Genomic DNA, 14,923 nt, shown 5'->3' on the forward strand with positions numbered 1-14,923 from the left:
TCCCCACTAACTTTGTTAGTGGGGATTATCATACGTCCCGAGGATCATTCAAGTCTCTAAACCGATCGGCATTAGACGCTATGTCTGGCTTTTTTATATTGAGTGTTTGACGGCTTGCTATGCTTTCGCGCTTAAAGCTTCACCTTCAAACTTAATGCCCGGCCAACCGTATTTGATAAAGTTACGGATATTAGCGTGGTCATCACCATCAGGGTTACCCAGCACATCTTCACGATAGAAGCGGCCAAAACACGCAAGAGTCGCTGCTTGATCAAGTTGTTTCAACTGAGCAAAGGCGAAGATTTTGCACGAGCCATTATTCTGATTCGCTTCGTTGCTGGTATCACCATTAACAAAGGCTGTTGGGACAAACTCGTAGTTCGCCTCAATCACAGCCATTGTGTCTTCAAACTGAATCTCAGTCGGTGTTTCTGACAAGGTTGCTAAGAAATTGTTTAATTCCATTTTTCATATACTCCGATAAATCTTCATCGAGTCTATGATACTGGCCAACAGAAAAAAAGGTGCTTGTCCGATTTTCTGCCTATTACTCAATTTCTTAGTTAAACCTCTCTCAATCAATACTTAAATTGCGATACTTCTCCATTGAGATTTTCCGCTTCATTTGAAAGCCCTTGCAAGACATCGTCTGCATCTCGCACTTGTACCGACACAGCTGAAGAGGCATCGGCAATAGAGGTGATGCTACCGCTAATATCATCCGTGACCGCTTTCTGCTCTTCAGTTGCGGCCGCGATTTGCACGTTCATCTCATTGAGCTGGTCGAGCATCGAAACGATTTGCTCTAGCATTTGAGTGTTTTCATCACAAGTCACTACGCCTTGAGAGACCGTACTATTGGCACTTTGGATGCTTTGAGACACACTTTGCGTTTCGCGTTGAAGAGACTCAATTTTGCCCCGAATTTCTTCTGTCGATGCTTGCGTACGACCGGCAAGTGAGCGAACTTCATCAGCGACGACCGCAAAGCCGCGGCCCTGTTCGCCGGCCCTTGCCGCCTCAATGGCAGCATTTAGTGCTAGTAGATTGGTCTGCTCAGCAATACCTTGTATAACATCAAGAACTTCAGCAATTGAATTTGTTTCAGTATTCAAACGTTCTATCGCCGACACGGCCGTTTGCATTTCATTATCTAAACGGGAGATTTCATTCCCCAAGTTTTGACCGACTTTAACCCCTGCGCTACCGGTATCATTGGCATTTTTCACAAACTCGGCTGCACGAACAGCAAACTGTGCGACTTCGGAAATCGATGCGCTCATTTGGTTTACGGCGGTCGCGACCGATTCAGTTCGATTATTTTGATCCGTCACCGCATCACGAGTACTGTTCATGTTGCCCGCCATGCTTTGGGTATTGCTGTTTAAGTTATTCGTCGCTTGAGCAAACTTGCCGATAATGTCTTGTAGATGGGTAAACAATCCATTCAGTGAAACCGCAAGGTCGGTCATCTCATCTTTACCTGTGACTTCAAGGCGCTGGGTAAGGTCGTTGTTTTGGCTGATCATTTGTACTTTATCACTGGCTACCTTAATAGGTCGGGCGATGCTGTTACCTAAGAAGTATGAGAGTAGAACCGCTGCCACCACCACAACCGCGATACTGGTGATCACGGTTACCGCTAGCGAACTAATTAACGAACTTAGATCGGCTAGCGCTTCACTCTTATCAATTTCAACGATAATCCCCCAAGAAAGCCCAGCTGCGTTAACTGGTGAATAAGCGGACAGGACATCTATACCTCGATAGTCACTGATCACATCAGAGCCTCGTTGACCTTTTAGAGAAGCTTTCGATGTTGGAGTGCTAACTGGCTGTCGACCAATTGCGGAAGACTTATCTCTGATTTGATTAACGATATTTGAGCTCACACCCCCAGCTTGTAAAGCTGAGAAATAAGTGTCCGGATCCTCAATCAAAAAGCGCGACTCACTACGCAACAATCCATCTTGGCCTACTAGGTAGGCTTCGCCACTTAAACCCAACCCTTCATTTTTCCAGTCTTGGTGAAACGTCATGATTTTATTGATTTCATCGACTGGCATTTGGAAGATCAACGCACCCAATGTTGTGCCATTTTGCACAATTGGCGTCGCAATGAACGAGGCCGCCGCTTCATAGGAAGGGAAATATGGCGCAAAATCCTCTAGACGATATTGATTGTGGGACAACGACAAGGCATTTTTGTACGCTTTGGCAAGGCCGCTATTCGCGTAAGGTCCGCTGTTTAAGTTTGTCGCGTAATCAAGCTCTTTGAATACCGAATAAACCACATTCCCTTGCATATCGACTAAGAAGATATCGTAATAACCAAACTCTTCTAGAAACCCTTTAACACTAGGGTGATACATCGCATGCGCTTTATCGTAGTCGGTATTAAGAGAGTCGCTCATCAATTGGTGTTTTTCGCCCAAAGGATTGGGGTTAGTACCAATATAGCGCGCTTGCAATGCCCTAGCCTTAGTGGACAAGCTGTCTAGTTTTTGCATCTCTGCTGCTGATGCGCCGCCGTTAGAATCCCGATACGTGGCACCAAAGCTTGATTGATAATAGCTACGTAGCATGTCGACATCGCCGTCTGACACTCTCTCGACAGGGTAGTTTTTGAAACCTTCAGTAAACGCGGTGATTGCACCTTGAACTCCGACAGAGTTGGCGGTCGTAACAACTTGGCCACTAATCTGTTTGAAGTAGCTTTCAATCTCACTTCGTTTAATTTCTCTAATAGAGATCAGCTGACTATTCGCGCGTTGGTATAGTGCCTGCTCTGACAGATCCGAAGAACGCCAGCCGACAATTGTTCCGGTTGCAATGACCGCTAAGGTACATAACAGCGTCGAAGCGAGAACAATCTTTGTTGCAATTTTCATAACGACAACCTCATACGGAAATCCCATTCCGAAATAATTAATTGAGGAAAATCGCCAACCAACGCGACAAACTTTTATTTATACGTCTATGAGTAAGCCTTTGGCTTGGAGGCTCACCAATATGCACTTAGTGATATAATTGTAAGCACAAAACCTAAACTTTTCGACGAGAATCAAACTTTTTTATTCTGAACAGACATACTAAGTGAATTCATCACTTGAATTACATCCTGATTCCACCATCCACTTCAATAACGCGGCCATTTACGTAGTCATTTTCAAACAGGAACTTTACCGTACTAGCAATTTCGTTGGTGTGCCCCATGCGGCCAACCGGGATCATGGCTTCTAGGCGTTCGATTGCCTCTGGTTTCATTTGCGCGGCCATCGGCGTTTCTATTACCCCAGGCGCAATCGCTGCAGCTCGGATGCCATACCTTGCCAACTCCCTCGCCCAAGTCGTGGCTAATGTCGCGACCGCCGCTTTAGATGCAGCATAGTTGGTTTGCCCTATGTTCCCCGCACGCGCAACACTGGATATGTTGATAATCATCCCCTGGCGTTTGGTTAGAATCATTTGCAGTGCCGCTTCGCGACCACAAAGAAAGGTTCCGGTTAAGTTTACATCGATAACCGAGGTAAACTGCTCCAACGACATCTTTGAAACATGATCATCTTTTACTTTGACCAAAAGGCCATCACGTAATATTCCCGCGTTGTTCACCAAACCATCTAACTGACCGAAATCAGTGACAATGTCACTAAAGGTTTGTTCTACCTCTGCCTCATTGGTAACATCGGCTATATAGGTCAGGGCTTTTACGCCAAGCATATGGCACTGGTCTTGAGTCACCTTCAACGCTTGTTCATTTACATCGATCAATGCTAACTCAGCCCCCGCATGGGCAAGCGTTACCGCCATCATTTGCCCTAGTCCTTGCCCTGCTCCCGTGATCGCAACAACGCTTTCTCTTAAGTTCATAGCGCTTCTCCTATGACTTTGACTGCGACTGATAGAATTCAAACAAGCTTGAGAAATCGAGCTCTTCATTGCCATTCATGTTATGAAAAGCGTATAGGTTTCGAGCTAGAGAGCCCATTGGTACTGACGACTGGCTTTTCGTTGCGGCTTCTAGCCCTAAACCTAAATCTTTGAGCATAAGCTTACTCATAAAGCCCGGTTGGTAGTGGTTGGAGGCAGGCGCGTTTTCCATCACGCCAGGGCAAGGGTTATAGAGTTCTAACGCCCAGTTGCGTCCTGAGCTTTGAAGCATGATATTGGACAACACTTTGGGATCTAAGCCATTATCAATACCCAGATTCAAGGCTTCACACGTCCCAGACATCAAAATGCCAAGCATTAAGTTGTTGCAGATTTTACCCATTTGCCCAGAGCCAACTTCTCCCGCGTGAAAGATATTTTTGCCCATATGACGTAATATGTTTTCCGCCTTTGTAAAATCTTGTTCACTCCCCCCAACGATAAACGTTAGCGTCGAAGCTTTAGCACCAGCCACGCCACCAGAAACAGGCGCATCAGTAAAACTGATCCCTTTCTCACGGGCTTGCTGACCAACCAGTCTCGCTGTCTCAGGGTCAATTGTTGAAGAGTCAATCAGTAAGCTGTCGCCACCCACGTGCTGTAAAATACCGTCATCACCAAGGTAAACCGTTCTTACATGCGCCCCCGCTGGTAGCATGGTAATCACCGTATCGACACTATTTACTACGGCTTTGATTGACTCACATCGCGTAGCACCCAATGCTTCTAGTTCTTTGGCCATTTCAGTAACAACGTCATAAACTTGCACTTTAAAGCCTGCTGATAGTAGATTTCGCGCCATTGGTGCGCCCATGTTGCCTAGTCCAATGAATGCTACCGTCCCCATAACACTTCCCTCTTCAGTCGTTGGTGTGACTTTGGCCTTTACGACGGGCCGGTTAATAATGCCCCAATCTTGCTAATGGGTGAAACTCTTGGTCCCATATCGAAACAAACAGATCATCAATGGTCTTTGAATCCACTTTGGAAATGTTGGCAAACTTCCAGTTGGGTTGACCATCTTTATCAATCAGACGCGCGCGAACCCCTTCTTTGAACTCTCCCAAGAGCGCGCAATTCACTGCGAGAATCAATTCCAACCTGAAACACTCTGCCAAGGAGAGCTCGCTGTAATCTTTCATCAACCTGAAGCAAATATGCGCGGTAATTGGACTACCTGAAACTAAGTTGGTTTTTGCATTGCTGAGCCACTTAGCGTCACCTGCCAAGGCAAGAATGTTGTCTGCGACATGAAACAGATCATTAGCAGAGCAAGCTTGCTGGATGTGGTTAAAATACGGCATGATTTGAAGTTCCGGCTTTTGGTCACTTATCTGAGCTTCAAACCCTTCTAATAACTCAGTCACTACTTCATAGGTATCGTCGACACAGTCCCAATCCGCGACTTGCAGTTGCTCTAAAAAACTCTCTTTATGACTTTCTAGTACTAGGTGGTCAGCCAAGTGTAGTTCAACCGCATCTGCCGCATTGACCATCATTCCTGTTAAGCCCAGAAACAAGCCAATCCCCGCATCTAAACGGTTAAGAAACCATGTCGCACCTACGTCTGGAAAAAGGCCAATTGAGATTTCCGGCATGGCTAATCTAGAGTCTGGCGCGACAACCTTGTGGCTTGAGCCCATATAAAGCCCCATGCCACCACCCATGACTATCCCATGCCCCCACGCAATGATGGGCTTACAGTAGGTATGAATCAGATAGTCACATTGATACTCAACGGTGAAATACATTGAACAGAAGTTTTCAATCTCATCGGGATCAGAGCCTTGCATAACATTAAACATGGTGCGTACGTCGCCACCAGCACAGAACGCCTTATCACCCGCCCCTTCAAGGACTACGCACACAATATTGTCGTCCTCATGCCAGGTTTGGAGTTTGGCTTTCAAGCACACTAGCATGTCGAGCGTTAAGGCATTTAAAGACGCTTCATTATGTAAAGTCACGACGCCAATTTTATAAGGGCTACCGCTACAAGGCAGTTCAACAAAAAGAACGGTATCACTCATATCGTTACTCCTTAGAGCTAGCTATTGCTCCAATTTGGCTGACGCTTTTCGAGAAAGGCATTGACCCCCTCTTTTTGATCTTGGGTATCAAATAGCTGCATGAATAACTCTCGCTCTTTAACTAAACCATGAGCAATTGGGTCTGTTCGGCTATTTTGAATCAAAGACTTACACGCAGTAACAGATGATGGAGATTGATTAGCGACGCTTTGTGCCAATGTTAAAGCCGTTTCGAGCGCTTGACCTTGCTCGACAACCTCTTCAACTAAACGAATCGAATGCGCTTTTGAGGCATCGACTTGCTCTCCGCACAAAATGATTCGCTTGGCCCAGCCTTCACCCACAAGTGCGGTTAGGTTTTGCGTCCCACCCGCACAAGGCAAAAGCCCGACTTTAGCCTCTGGCAACGCCATGACAGCCTGAGTTTCCGCAACGCGAATATCACAAGCTAATGCCACTTCCAGACCGCCACCCATCGCATAGCCATTTATCGCCGCAATAGAGACACCTCGAAAGGCCGACAAGGCTTCAAACGCTTCCCCAAACGCTTGGGCCATCTCCCAAGCAATGTCCTTCTCACCCGATGCAAATACCTTAAGATCGGCCCCTGCTGAAAAGAACTTATCCCCATTTCCTGTTATCACTAGCGCGTATACGTCAGCATTATTATTGAGTGCGTGAACCAGATGCTTAAGCTCATGCAGACTTTGTTTGGTCCATGTGTTGGCAGGTGGATTGTTCATCGTTACCAATGCCACATGACCATTAATCTCATGTGGCAATGCCAAACTGTTCTGCTGTGTCATCGCTCTTTCCCCTAAAGAATTTGTGCACCTTCAGCAAGTAATCGTCTCGCAATGATCACTCGCATGATCTCATTGGTGCCTTCCAAAATTTGGTGAACACGCACATCTCGGAAATACCTTTCCATTGGATATTCCTTGATATAACCATAGCCGCCATAGAGCTGTAATGCCTGATCACACACTTTAAAACCTACGTCAGTGGCAAATCGCTTGGCCATCGCACAGTAAGCCGTCGCCTCTGCATCACCGTTATCTAATTTACTCGCCGCAAGGCGCACCAGTTGACGTGCTGCTACCAGCTCGGTCGCCATATCGGCTAACTTGAATTGCAGTGCTTGAAACTGAGCAATGGGCTTACCAAATTGTTTGCGCTCTTTTAGATACTGAGTCGCTTGATTCAGTGCTTGCTGAGCGGTACCAATCGAGCAAGTGGCGATATTGATTCGTCCACCGTCCAGCCCTTTCATTGCAAACACAAAGCCTTGCCCTTCTTGCCCCAACAAATGGTCTTTCGGAATCTTCACATTATCGAAATTAATACTTCTCGTTGGCTGGGAGTTCCAACCCATTTTCGGCTCTTTTCGTCCATAGCTAATACCTTGGGCATTTGCTGGAACGACAAAGGCTGAGATACCTTTTGCTGCATCATCACTGGTTCTTGCCATCACGACTAATACGTCGGTTTCCCCGGCACCTGAGATAAACACCTTGGCACCATTAATCAGATAACCATCATCCACTAGCTGAGCACTGGTCACTAACGACGCCGCGTCCGAGCCAGCATTAGGTTCAGTTAAACAATAAGACCCAAGCCATTCGCCTGTGATCAGTTTTTCACAATAGGTCTGGCGCGCCGTTTCGCTCGCAAAGCTGGCGACCATCCACGACACCATATTGTGAATAGTCATAAATGCGGTGGTGGAAGTGCAGCCCATCGCCAATTGTTCAAATATGATTGACGCATCCAATCTTGGCAGACCCAAACCACCTTGCTCTTCTGGTGTGTAAAGGCTGAGAAAGCCTAGCTCGCCCGCTTCACGAATCACCTCTTTAGGAAAGATTTGCTTCTGGTCCCACTCTTCAGCCATTGGTGCAAGCTTATCTCGTGAAAACTGAGTCGCGATATCCGCAAAGGCTCTTTGGTCTTCGTTCAGTTCAAAGTCCATATCCGCTCCTTATCGCAGCTGAATGGTCATGTTAGGTCCGGTTGGAATATCATCATCAAACCAACGCGCCGTAACGGTTTTTGTTTCGGTATAGAACCTCACTGCCTGTTTGCCATAGGCGTGTAAATCACCGTAGAAACTTCCTCGCCAACCAGTAAAAGAGAAGAAAGGCAAAGGCACTGGAATCGGCACATTAATCCCAACTTGGCCAACTTGAATTTCATGCTGATATTTTCGCGCCGCCGCACCATTGGCAGTAAAAATCGACGTCCCGTTGCCATAAGGGTTTTTATTGATAAAGGCGATGGCTTCTTCTAACGTTTCGACCTCAAGACAAACCAGTACCGGACCAAATATCTCCTGCTGGTAAATCGACATATCGGTCGTCACGCCACTAAATAGAGTTGGACCAAGCCAGTTGCCATCAGGCATGCCATCAACCTCACACTCACTTCCATCGAGTTCACACTTGGCACCTTGCGCTTTGCCTTCATCAATTAATGAAACCACTCTTGCTTTCGCTTGCTTACTGATTAATGGTCCGTAACCAGCGTTATCATCATTCCAAGCACCTGGCGTCACTTTGGCCATTTCACCAGCGAGTTCACCAATCCACTCTTTCGAACTACCGACAAAAACAGCCACGGAAATCGCCATGCAGCGCTGACCCGCAGCCCCGACTGAAGCGCCCACTAAATTACTCAACACTTGATTCTTATTGGCGTCAGGCATAACGACCATATGGTTTTTCGCGCCAGCAAACGCCTGAACACGTTTATTGTGAGAAGTACCCGTTTGGTAAATGTATTGCGCGACGGGAACTGAGCCTACAAACGACACTGCCTTAATCGTCGGGTGAGCAAGCAAATAGTCCACTTGAGGTTTACCACCATGAACAACTTGTAATACTCCTTTTGGTGCGCCTGCTTGTTCAAACAATTCAGCTAAACGCATTGCGGTCAAAGGCACTTGTTCAGACGGCTTGAGTACAAAGGTGTTGCCTGCCGCTATCGCCAAAGGGAACATCCATAGTGGAATCATTACCGGAAAATTAAAGGGGGTAATACCGCAACACACACCCAAAGGTTGAATGAGCGAATAACTGTCAATGTCGGTGGCAACATTCTCGACCGTTTCTCCCATCATGTTACTGGCGATGTTCGCAGCTTGCTCGACCACTTCTATCCCGCGCCACACATCCCCTTTCGCATCAACGGTGGTTTTACCCGTTTCTTTCGAAAGCAGTTCTGCGAGATCATCATGATGCTCTTTCAATAAGTGTTGGTACCTAAGCATCAAACGCGCACGTTCTGAGACCGCCACTTCCTTCCATGTAAGGAAAGTATCGTGCGCATTTTGAATCGCGCGCTCCATTTCATCATTCGTCGCACACGGGAGCTCTGCTATAACGGCGTTGTTAGCCGGATTGGTCACTTCTAGCCATTCATCACTGTTTGATTGGCAGAACTCTCCACCAATAAATAGAGGGACAAGTTGTGTCATTGCGATTTCCTTACCGTTTTCCAGTTATCTTACAAAGGGATTTCAATGCCAATGGCCGTGGCTTCCCCACCGCCGATACAAATAGCCGCTACCCCTTTCATGGTTTTCCTATTTGCTGCGTCGCCGTTTACGCCGATGGATTGGAGTTGGCGTAACGCATAGATAAGTGTCGTCAAGATCCGTGCGCCACTAGCACCAATCGGGTGACCTAAAGCGCACGCGCCACCTTTTAAGTTCACTTTGTCTGGGTTGATGCCAAGCTCTTGGATGGCGATTTGAGTTACTACTGCAAATGCTTCGTTGATCTCCCAAAGATCGACATCTTCGATTTCCCAATCAAGCTTAGCTAATAGGTTCTGTACTGCGTAAACTGGGGCGACAGTAAATTCACTCGGCTTTCTCGCGTGGCTAGCGTGTGCTTTTATCACCGCTAAAGGCTTTAACCCTTGCTTCTTCGCCGCAGCGGAATCGATAACCATCAAAGCGGCTGCACCGTCAGAAATCGCACTCGAATTCGCAGCGGTGATCGTTCCATCAGCAGAAAAAGCGGCTTTGAGTTTAGGGATTTTGTCTTTATCGATTGAAGGAGGAAGCTCGTCATAATCAAGACAAACGTCATTACCCACATCAACCGGAACAATTTCAGATTGAAACAGCTGTTGTCTCTGAGCAGCCAACGCTCGCTCAACGGATAATGCAGCCCATTGATCCAATTGTTCGCGCGTAAAGCCGAGATGATCCGCTACTTTTTGCCCGTAGACACCCATCAACTCACCTTCATAAGCATCTTGTAATCCGTCTAAGAACATATGGTCGTATGTGGTCTTGTGCCCCATTCGCATGCCTTTACGCGACTCTTTCATCAAATAAGGCGCGTTGGTCATGCTCTCCATACCACCCGCGAGCGCACATTGAATCGAACCTGAGTGAATCAAATCATAGGCGAGCATGACGGTTTTCATGCCTGAACCGCACACTTTGTTGACGGTTGTACAAGGAATATTGTCTGCGAGGCCGGCACCGATTGCCGCTTGACGTGCGGGCGCTTGACCACAGCCCGCAGGAAGTACGCAACCCATTAAGACCTCGTCGATACCATCGTGTTTAATGCCTGCTTGCTCTACAGCTGAGGCTATCGCAATCACACCTAACTTAGGGGCACTCAGTTTAGAAAGCGCCCCTTGAAACTTGCCCATAGGGGTACGCTTTGCTGCGACTATCCATATTTCTTGCTGCTCCATGCTCCGCCCTCTTTGACGTTGCTTACAGCTTGGCTAAGTACCGTTACTGCCTTGATTGTCCTTACCAAGCGCCGTTTATGGTCAGATTTAATTTCTTGACGTTTACGTAAGCATAGCACTAACATTTACGTAAACGTCAACTTTGAAGCAAAAGATAAATTCATCGTGACATTCGACCTAATTGCCCAAGAGATAGGAATTGTAGTTCAGTGGAAAAATACAAGATTAGCGACCTCGCCAAGGAATTTGATATTACGACTCGAAGCATCCGCTTTTACGAGGATGAGGGACTGATCCAGCCTGAACGTAAAGGCAGTATGCGCATCTATAACCGCCGCGATAGAACCCGCCTAAAGCTGATTCTTAGAGGCAAGCGATTAGGTTTTTCACTGGCAGAAATCCGTGAGTTGTTTGAACTATACGATACTCATCAAGGAGAGACTCAGCTGACTGAAATGCTGAAGATCATTGATGAAAAGGAAGCGCTGCTGAAGCGCCAAATGGAAGACATTGAAAGTATGCTAGGCGACTTAAAGGTCGCAAGAGAGCGCTGTGAACAAGCGTTAGAGACTCGTAAAGCGAGCTAATTTAACTCATACATACTGTCTTCGATTTTGTTGTCACGACCGAGATATCGGAGGCATTATGTTATCGCAATATACCTCGCTCAACTTTGGGCTAGACGAAGAGCTCAACTTGTTACGAGAGCACGTACAAGGCTTTGCTCAGCAACACATTGCCCCACTCGCTAGTCAAATCGATCAAGATAATGCCTTTCCCAATCAACTTTGGCCGCTATTCGGTGAGATGGGCTTACTCGGCGTCACGGTAGACGAACAATTTGGTGGCGCCAGCATGGGATACCTTGCCCATGTGATTGCGATGGAAGAGATCAGTCGAGCATCCGCTTCTGTTGCTTTAAGCTACGGCGCTCACTCAAACCTATGTGTAAACCAGATATTCCGTAACGGTAATGAGTCACAACGAGCAAAGTACCTACCTAAGCTGATCGATGGTAGCCATATCGGCGCACTGGCGATGAGTGAACCTAATGCTGGCTCGGACGTGGTCAGCATGCAGCTTAAAGCGACGTTAAATGGTGACCACTATCTGCTAACAGGCTCTAAGATGTGGATCACTAATGGGCCTGATGCGGATATCACGGTTGTCTACGCCAAAACAGAGCCAGAAAAAGGCGCTCATGGCATTACGGCGTTTATCGTCGAAAAGAGTTTTACTGGTTTCTCCCATGCGCAAAAGCTCGATAAGTTAGGCATGCGCGGCTCAAATACCTGCGAGCTAGTCTTTGAAAATTGCCCCGTTCCAAAAGAAAACATCTTAGGTGAACTTAACCAGGGGGTGAAAGTGCTGATGAGCGGTTTAGATTATGAGCGCGTCGTACTGGCTGCCGGTCCACTCGGTATTATGCAAGCCTGTCTCGATTTGGTCATCCCTTATATCCATGACCGTAAACAGTTTGGCCGCTCAATCGGTGAATTCCAATTGGTTCAAGCTAAAGTCGCCGATATGTATACCCGAACTAACGCCGCACGTGCTTATTTGTATGCCGTGGCAAAAGCGTGTGATAACCAACAAACCACACGTAAAGATGCCGCAGGTGTCATTCTTTATTGCGCCGAACTGGCGACCCAACTGGCACTGGATGCGATTCAATTGCTTGGCGGAAATGGCTATATCAATGAATTCCCTTCAGGGCGATTACTTAGAGATGCCAAGCTGTATGAGATTGGAGCTGGCACATCAGAAATTCGCCGCATGCTAATTGGCCGAGAACTGTTTGAAGAGTCGCGATAAGGAAATGTCGATGCCGATAATCAAAACCAAAATCAAGCCTGACTCTGAGCTCTATCAAAAGAATGTGGCGGCCATGTCTGAACTGGTTGCAACGCTTGAGTCTGATATCGACAAGATTAAGCTTGGTGGTGGTAAAAAAGCCATTGAGCGCCAGCGTGAAAAAGGCAAGTTACCAGTACGCGAAAGGATTAGCCAATTACTGGACGAGAACAGTCCGTTCTTAGAAATCGGTCAATTTGCGGCGTGGCAAGTCTATGAAGATGATATCCCCTGCGCAGGCGTAGTTGCGGGCATTGGTAAAATTCATAACGTCGATTGCATGGTTATCGCCAACGACCCTTCTGTTAAAGGGGGCACCTATTACCCTCTTACAGTGAAAAAGCATTTAAGAGCTCAAGAGATTGCTCAGCAATGCCATTTACCTTGCGTCTATTTGGTTGACTCTGGCGGCGCCAACCTCCCCCATCAAGCTGAAGTCTTTCCCGATAAAGAGCACTTCGGCCGCATCTTTTACAATCAAGCCCGAATGTCTGCACAAGGTATTCCACAAATCGCTGTGGTACTGGGCTTATGTACCGCAGGTGGGGCCTATATTCCTGCTATGGCCGACGTTTCCATTATAGTTAAGCAGCAAGGCACTATCTTTCTTGCTGGTCCACCTTTGGTTAAAGCGGCAACCGGTGAAGTGGTAACGGATGAAGAGCTTGGCGGCGCTGATGTTCACTGCCGCAAGTCTGGCGTTGCTGATTATTATGCGCAAAACGAGCCGCATGCTTTGGAACTCGCTAGACAGGCGATATCCAACACCAACTCCTTAATTGAACAAGCAGAAAACAACGGCTTAACTCCACGTTATGACCCTTCTGAGCTGTACGGCATCGTTAATTCAGACCTACGCTTATCGTTTGATGTAAGAGAAGTGATCGCTCGTATCGTTGATGGCTCTGAGTTCGATGAATTTAAAGCCCTATTTGGCACCACTCTAGTGTGTGGCTTTGCTCGTATAGACGGAACCCTTATTGGTATTGTCGCCAACAACGGTATTTTGTTTTCGGAGTCGGCACAAAAAGGCGCGCATTTTATTGAGCTGTGCGCCAAACGTAAAATTCCTCTGCTATTTTTACAAAACATCACGGGCTTTATGGTGGGCAAAAAATATGAAGAAGGCGGCATTGCCAAAAACGGCGCGAAACTTGTCATGGCCGTCGCTTGTGCCGATGTACCCAAGTTCACCATCATTATTGGTGGCTCCTACGGCGCTGGTAATTATGGTATGTGTGGCCGAGCTTACAATCCAACCATGATGTGGATGTGGCCGAATGCGCGCATTTCTGTCATGGGTGGCGAACAAGCTGCCGGAGTACTCACTCAAGTAAAAAGCCAAGTGATGCAAAGAGAGGGAAACGAATGGCAAACAGAGCAACAACAGGCATTCAAACAAGACATTTTAGATCTGTACAACACTCAGGGTCACCCTTACTACGCCAGCGCTAGATTGTGGGACGATGGCATTATCGACCCCAAACAGACGCGCAATGTCTTATCCCATGCGCTAAAAGTCTCCCTTAACGCTCCTATTGCCGACAGCGAGTTCGGCATATTTAGAATGTAGGTGATCACGATGTCTTCTTCCGCAAACACTAAAACCATCGCCTGCCGTGTCGACGGAAGCGGTATTGCTCACATTAGTCTGCATCGCCCTGATGTCGCCAACGCCTTTAACGATCACATGATTTCCGAATTGATCGTCACTTTAGATACCCTCGCCTCTTATGCCAATATTCGCGGCTTAGTTCTCACAGGCGAAGGCCGTCATTTCTCAGCAGGCGCTGATATTCATTGGATGCGTTCCATGGTCAGTAAAAGCAAAGAAGACAATCAGCATGACGCCTATCAACTGGCAACACTATTAGAAAAACTCGATACCTTCCCTCACCCGACACTCGCCGTCGTCAATGGTTGTGCCTTTGGTGGCGCACTTGGCCTTATTTGTTGTTGTGATACAGCAATCGCCCAGAAAAATGCGAAGTTTCGCCTCAGTGAAGTTAAGCTCGGACTGGTTCCTGCCACCATCGCACCATACGTTATTCGCGCGATTGGTATTCGGCAAACTAGGCGTTATATGCTGAGCGCGGAACTGATCGATTCGCAACGTGCGCTTGAGTTAGAGCTCATCCATCAAGTGAGCAATCCCGATCAAACTGAGCAAGTCATCGAAAAATGGGTCTCTAATATACTTACGCTTGCCCCACATGCATTAGCCCTCAGTAAAAGGCTTTGCGCTCGCTGCGAACAAGTGGTGGTCGATGGCCCATTGAAACGCTATACCAGTGAGCTGATTGCTGAGGTTCGTGTGTCGGAAGAAGGCCAAGAAGGGTTGAATGCCTTCCTCGATAAGCGCTCGCCAAATTGGGCTAAGTAGGTACGTA

13 protein-coding genes are annotated in these 14,923 nt (G+C 47.2%); 4 read left to right on the forward strand and 9 right to left on the reverse strand.

The genetic code is table 11. The features are described from left to right. Positions 1 to 117: 117 nt before the first annotated feature. The 9 genes from ACHUFZ_RS17320 to ACHUFZ_RS17360 all read right to left on the reverse strand — a co-directional run bounded on the left by ACHUFZ_RS17320 (position 118) and on the right by ACHUFZ_RS17360 (position 10,679). Positions 118 to 465 (reverse strand): HopJ type III effector protein, encoded by a 348-nt coding sequence (locus tag ACHUFZ_RS17320; protein WP_394128113.1) that lies wholly within the window; start codon positions 463 to 465, stop codon positions 118 to 120. Between the two features lie 113 nt (positions 466 to 578). Continuing rightward, positions 579 to 2,891 carry a methyl-accepting chemotaxis protein gene (locus tag ACHUFZ_RS17325; RefSeq protein WP_394128114.1) on the reverse strand — a complete coding sequence of 771 codons (2,313 nt, stop codon included), beginning with the start codon at positions 2,889 to 2,891 and terminating at the stop codon, positions 579 to 581. Between the two features lie 223 nt (positions 2,892 to 3,114). Continuing rightward, positions 3,115 to 3,873 (reverse strand): SDR family oxidoreductase, encoded by a 759-nt coding sequence (locus ACHUFZ_RS17330; RefSeq protein ID WP_394128115.1) that lies wholly within the window; start codon positions 3,871 to 3,873, stop codon positions 3,115 to 3,117. A gap of 10 nt (positions 3,874 to 3,883) precedes the next feature. After that, positions 3,884 to 4,780, reverse strand: a complete 897-nt coding sequence (mmsB, locus tag ACHUFZ_RS17335; protein ID WP_394128116.1) for a 3-hydroxyisobutyrate dehydrogenase — start codon at positions 4,778 to 4,780, stop codon at positions 3,884 to 3,886. A gap of 52 nt (positions 4,781 to 4,832) precedes the next feature. Then, on the reverse strand, positions 4,833 to 5,963 hold the full coding sequence (locus ACHUFZ_RS17340; RefSeq protein ID WP_394128117.1) for an enoyl-CoA hydratase/isomerase family protein: 1,131 nt from the start codon (positions 5,961 to 5,963) through the stop codon (positions 4,833 to 4,835). Between the two features lie 17 nt (positions 5,964 to 5,980). Continuing rightward, positions 5,981 to 6,769 (reverse strand): enoyl-CoA hydratase, encoded by a 789-nt coding sequence (locus tag ACHUFZ_RS17345; protein ID WP_394128118.1) that lies wholly within the window; start codon positions 6,767 to 6,769, stop codon positions 5,981 to 5,983. 11 nt (positions 6,770 to 6,780) lie between these two features. Next, positions 6,781 to 7,935, reverse strand: coding sequence for an acyl-CoA dehydrogenase family protein (locus ACHUFZ_RS17350; RefSeq protein ID WP_394128119.1), 1,155 nt, complete (start codon positions 7,933 to 7,935; stop codon positions 6,781 to 6,783). A gap of 9 nt (positions 7,936 to 7,944) precedes the next feature. Continuing rightward, the gene (locus ACHUFZ_RS17355) at positions 7,945 to 9,438 is read right to left on the reverse strand and encodes a CoA-acylating methylmalonate-semialdehyde dehydrogenase (protein ID WP_394128120.1); all 1,494 of its coding nucleotides are present in this window, start codon (positions 9,436 to 9,438) and stop codon (positions 7,945 to 7,947) included. Positions 9,439 to 9,467: 29 nt separating this feature from the next. Further along, a complete protein-coding gene (locus ACHUFZ_RS17360) occupies positions 9,468 to 10,679 on the reverse strand; it encodes a thiolase family protein (protein ID WP_394128121.1) in 1,212 nt (403 codons plus the stop codon). A gap of 209 nt (positions 10,680 to 10,888) precedes the next feature. On the opposite strand from ACHUFZ_RS17360, the gene ACHUFZ_RS17365 reads away from it, so the two are divergent. Genes ACHUFZ_RS17365 through ACHUFZ_RS17380 form a run of 4 tightly spaced genes read left to right on the forward strand, consistent with a single transcriptional unit; the run spans position 10,889 to position 14,916 of the window. After that, positions 10,889 to 11,266, forward strand: a complete 378-nt coding sequence (locus ACHUFZ_RS17365) for a MerR family transcriptional regulator (RefSeq protein ID WP_134836391.1) — start codon at positions 10,889 to 10,891, stop codon at positions 11,264 to 11,266. Positions 11,267 to 11,324: 58 nt separating this feature from the next. After that, positions 11,325 to 12,494, forward strand: coding sequence for an isovaleryl-CoA dehydrogenase (locus tag ACHUFZ_RS17370; protein ID WP_394128122.1), 1,170 nt, complete (start codon positions 11,325 to 11,327; stop codon positions 12,492 to 12,494). A 10-nt stretch (positions 12,495 to 12,504) separates the two neighbouring features. Next, the gene (locus ACHUFZ_RS17375; RefSeq protein ID WP_394128123.1) at positions 12,505 to 14,106 is read left to right on the forward strand and encodes a carboxyl transferase domain-containing protein; all 1,602 of its coding nucleotides are present in this window, start codon (positions 12,505 to 12,507) and stop codon (positions 14,104 to 14,106) included. A 9-nt stretch (positions 14,107 to 14,115) separates the two neighbouring features. Further along, positions 14,116 to 14,916 carry an enoyl-CoA hydratase-related protein gene (locus tag ACHUFZ_RS17380; protein WP_394128124.1) on the forward strand — a complete coding sequence of 267 codons (801 nt, stop codon included), beginning with the start codon at positions 14,116 to 14,118 and terminating at the stop codon, positions 14,914 to 14,916. Positions 14,917 to 14,923: the final 7 nt, after the last annotated feature.

Origin of the sequence: Vibrio hepatarius, from assembly GCF_043642085.1 — a bacterium.
Taxonomy (GTDB): Bacteria; Pseudomonadota; Gammaproteobacteria; order Enterobacterales; family Vibrionaceae; genus Vibrio; species Vibrio hepatarius_C.

What these genes read in the sequence shown, in the direction of transcription:
- ACHUFZ_RS17355 (WP_394128120.1), bottom strand. Translation starts at nt 9,438, where the DNA reads ATGACACAACTTGTCCCTCTATTTATTGGTGGAGAGTTCTGCCAATCA.
- ACHUFZ_RS17370 (WP_394128122.1), top strand. Translation starts at nt 11,325, where the DNA reads ATGTTATCGCAATATACCTCGCTCAACTTTGGGCTAGACGAAGAGCTC.
- ACHUFZ_RS17380 (WP_394128124.1), top strand. Translation starts at nt 14,116, where the DNA reads ATGTCTTCTTCCGCAAACACTAAAACCATCGCCTGCCGTGTCGACGGA.
- ACHUFZ_RS17375 (WP_394128123.1), top strand. Translation starts at nt 12,505, where the DNA reads ATGCCGATAATCAAAACCAAAATCAAGCCTGACTCTGAGCTCTATCAA.
- ACHUFZ_RS17345 (WP_394128118.1), bottom strand. Translation starts at nt 6,769, where the DNA reads ATGACACAGCAGAACAGTTTGGCATTGCCACATGAGATTAATGGTCAT.
- ACHUFZ_RS17340 (WP_394128117.1), bottom strand. Translation starts at nt 5,963, where the DNA reads ATGAGTGATACCGTTCTTTTTGTTGAACTGCCTTGTAGCGGTAGCCCT.
- ACHUFZ_RS17360 (WP_394128121.1), bottom strand. Translation starts at nt 10,679, where the DNA reads ATGGAGCAGCAAGAAATATGGATAGTCGCAGCAAAGCGTACCCCTATG.
- ACHUFZ_RS17325 (WP_394128114.1), bottom strand. Translation starts at nt 2,891, where the DNA reads ATGAAAATTGCAACAAAGATTGTTCTCGCTTCGACGCTGTTATGTACC.
- ACHUFZ_RS17330 (WP_394128115.1), bottom strand. Translation starts at nt 3,873, where the DNA reads ATGAACTTAAGAGAAAGCGTTGTTGCGATCACGGGAGCAGGGCAAGGA.
- ACHUFZ_RS17320 (WP_394128113.1), bottom strand. Translation starts at nt 465, where the DNA reads ATGGAATTAAACAATTTCTTAGCAACCTTGTCAGAAACACCGACTGAG.
- mmsB (WP_394128116.1), bottom strand. Translation starts at nt 4,780, where the DNA reads ATGGGGACGGTAGCATTCATTGGACTAGGCAACATGGGCGCACCAATG.
- ACHUFZ_RS17350 (WP_394128119.1), bottom strand. Translation starts at nt 7,935, where the DNA reads ATGGACTTTGAACTGAACGAAGACCAAAGAGCCTTTGCGGATATCGCG.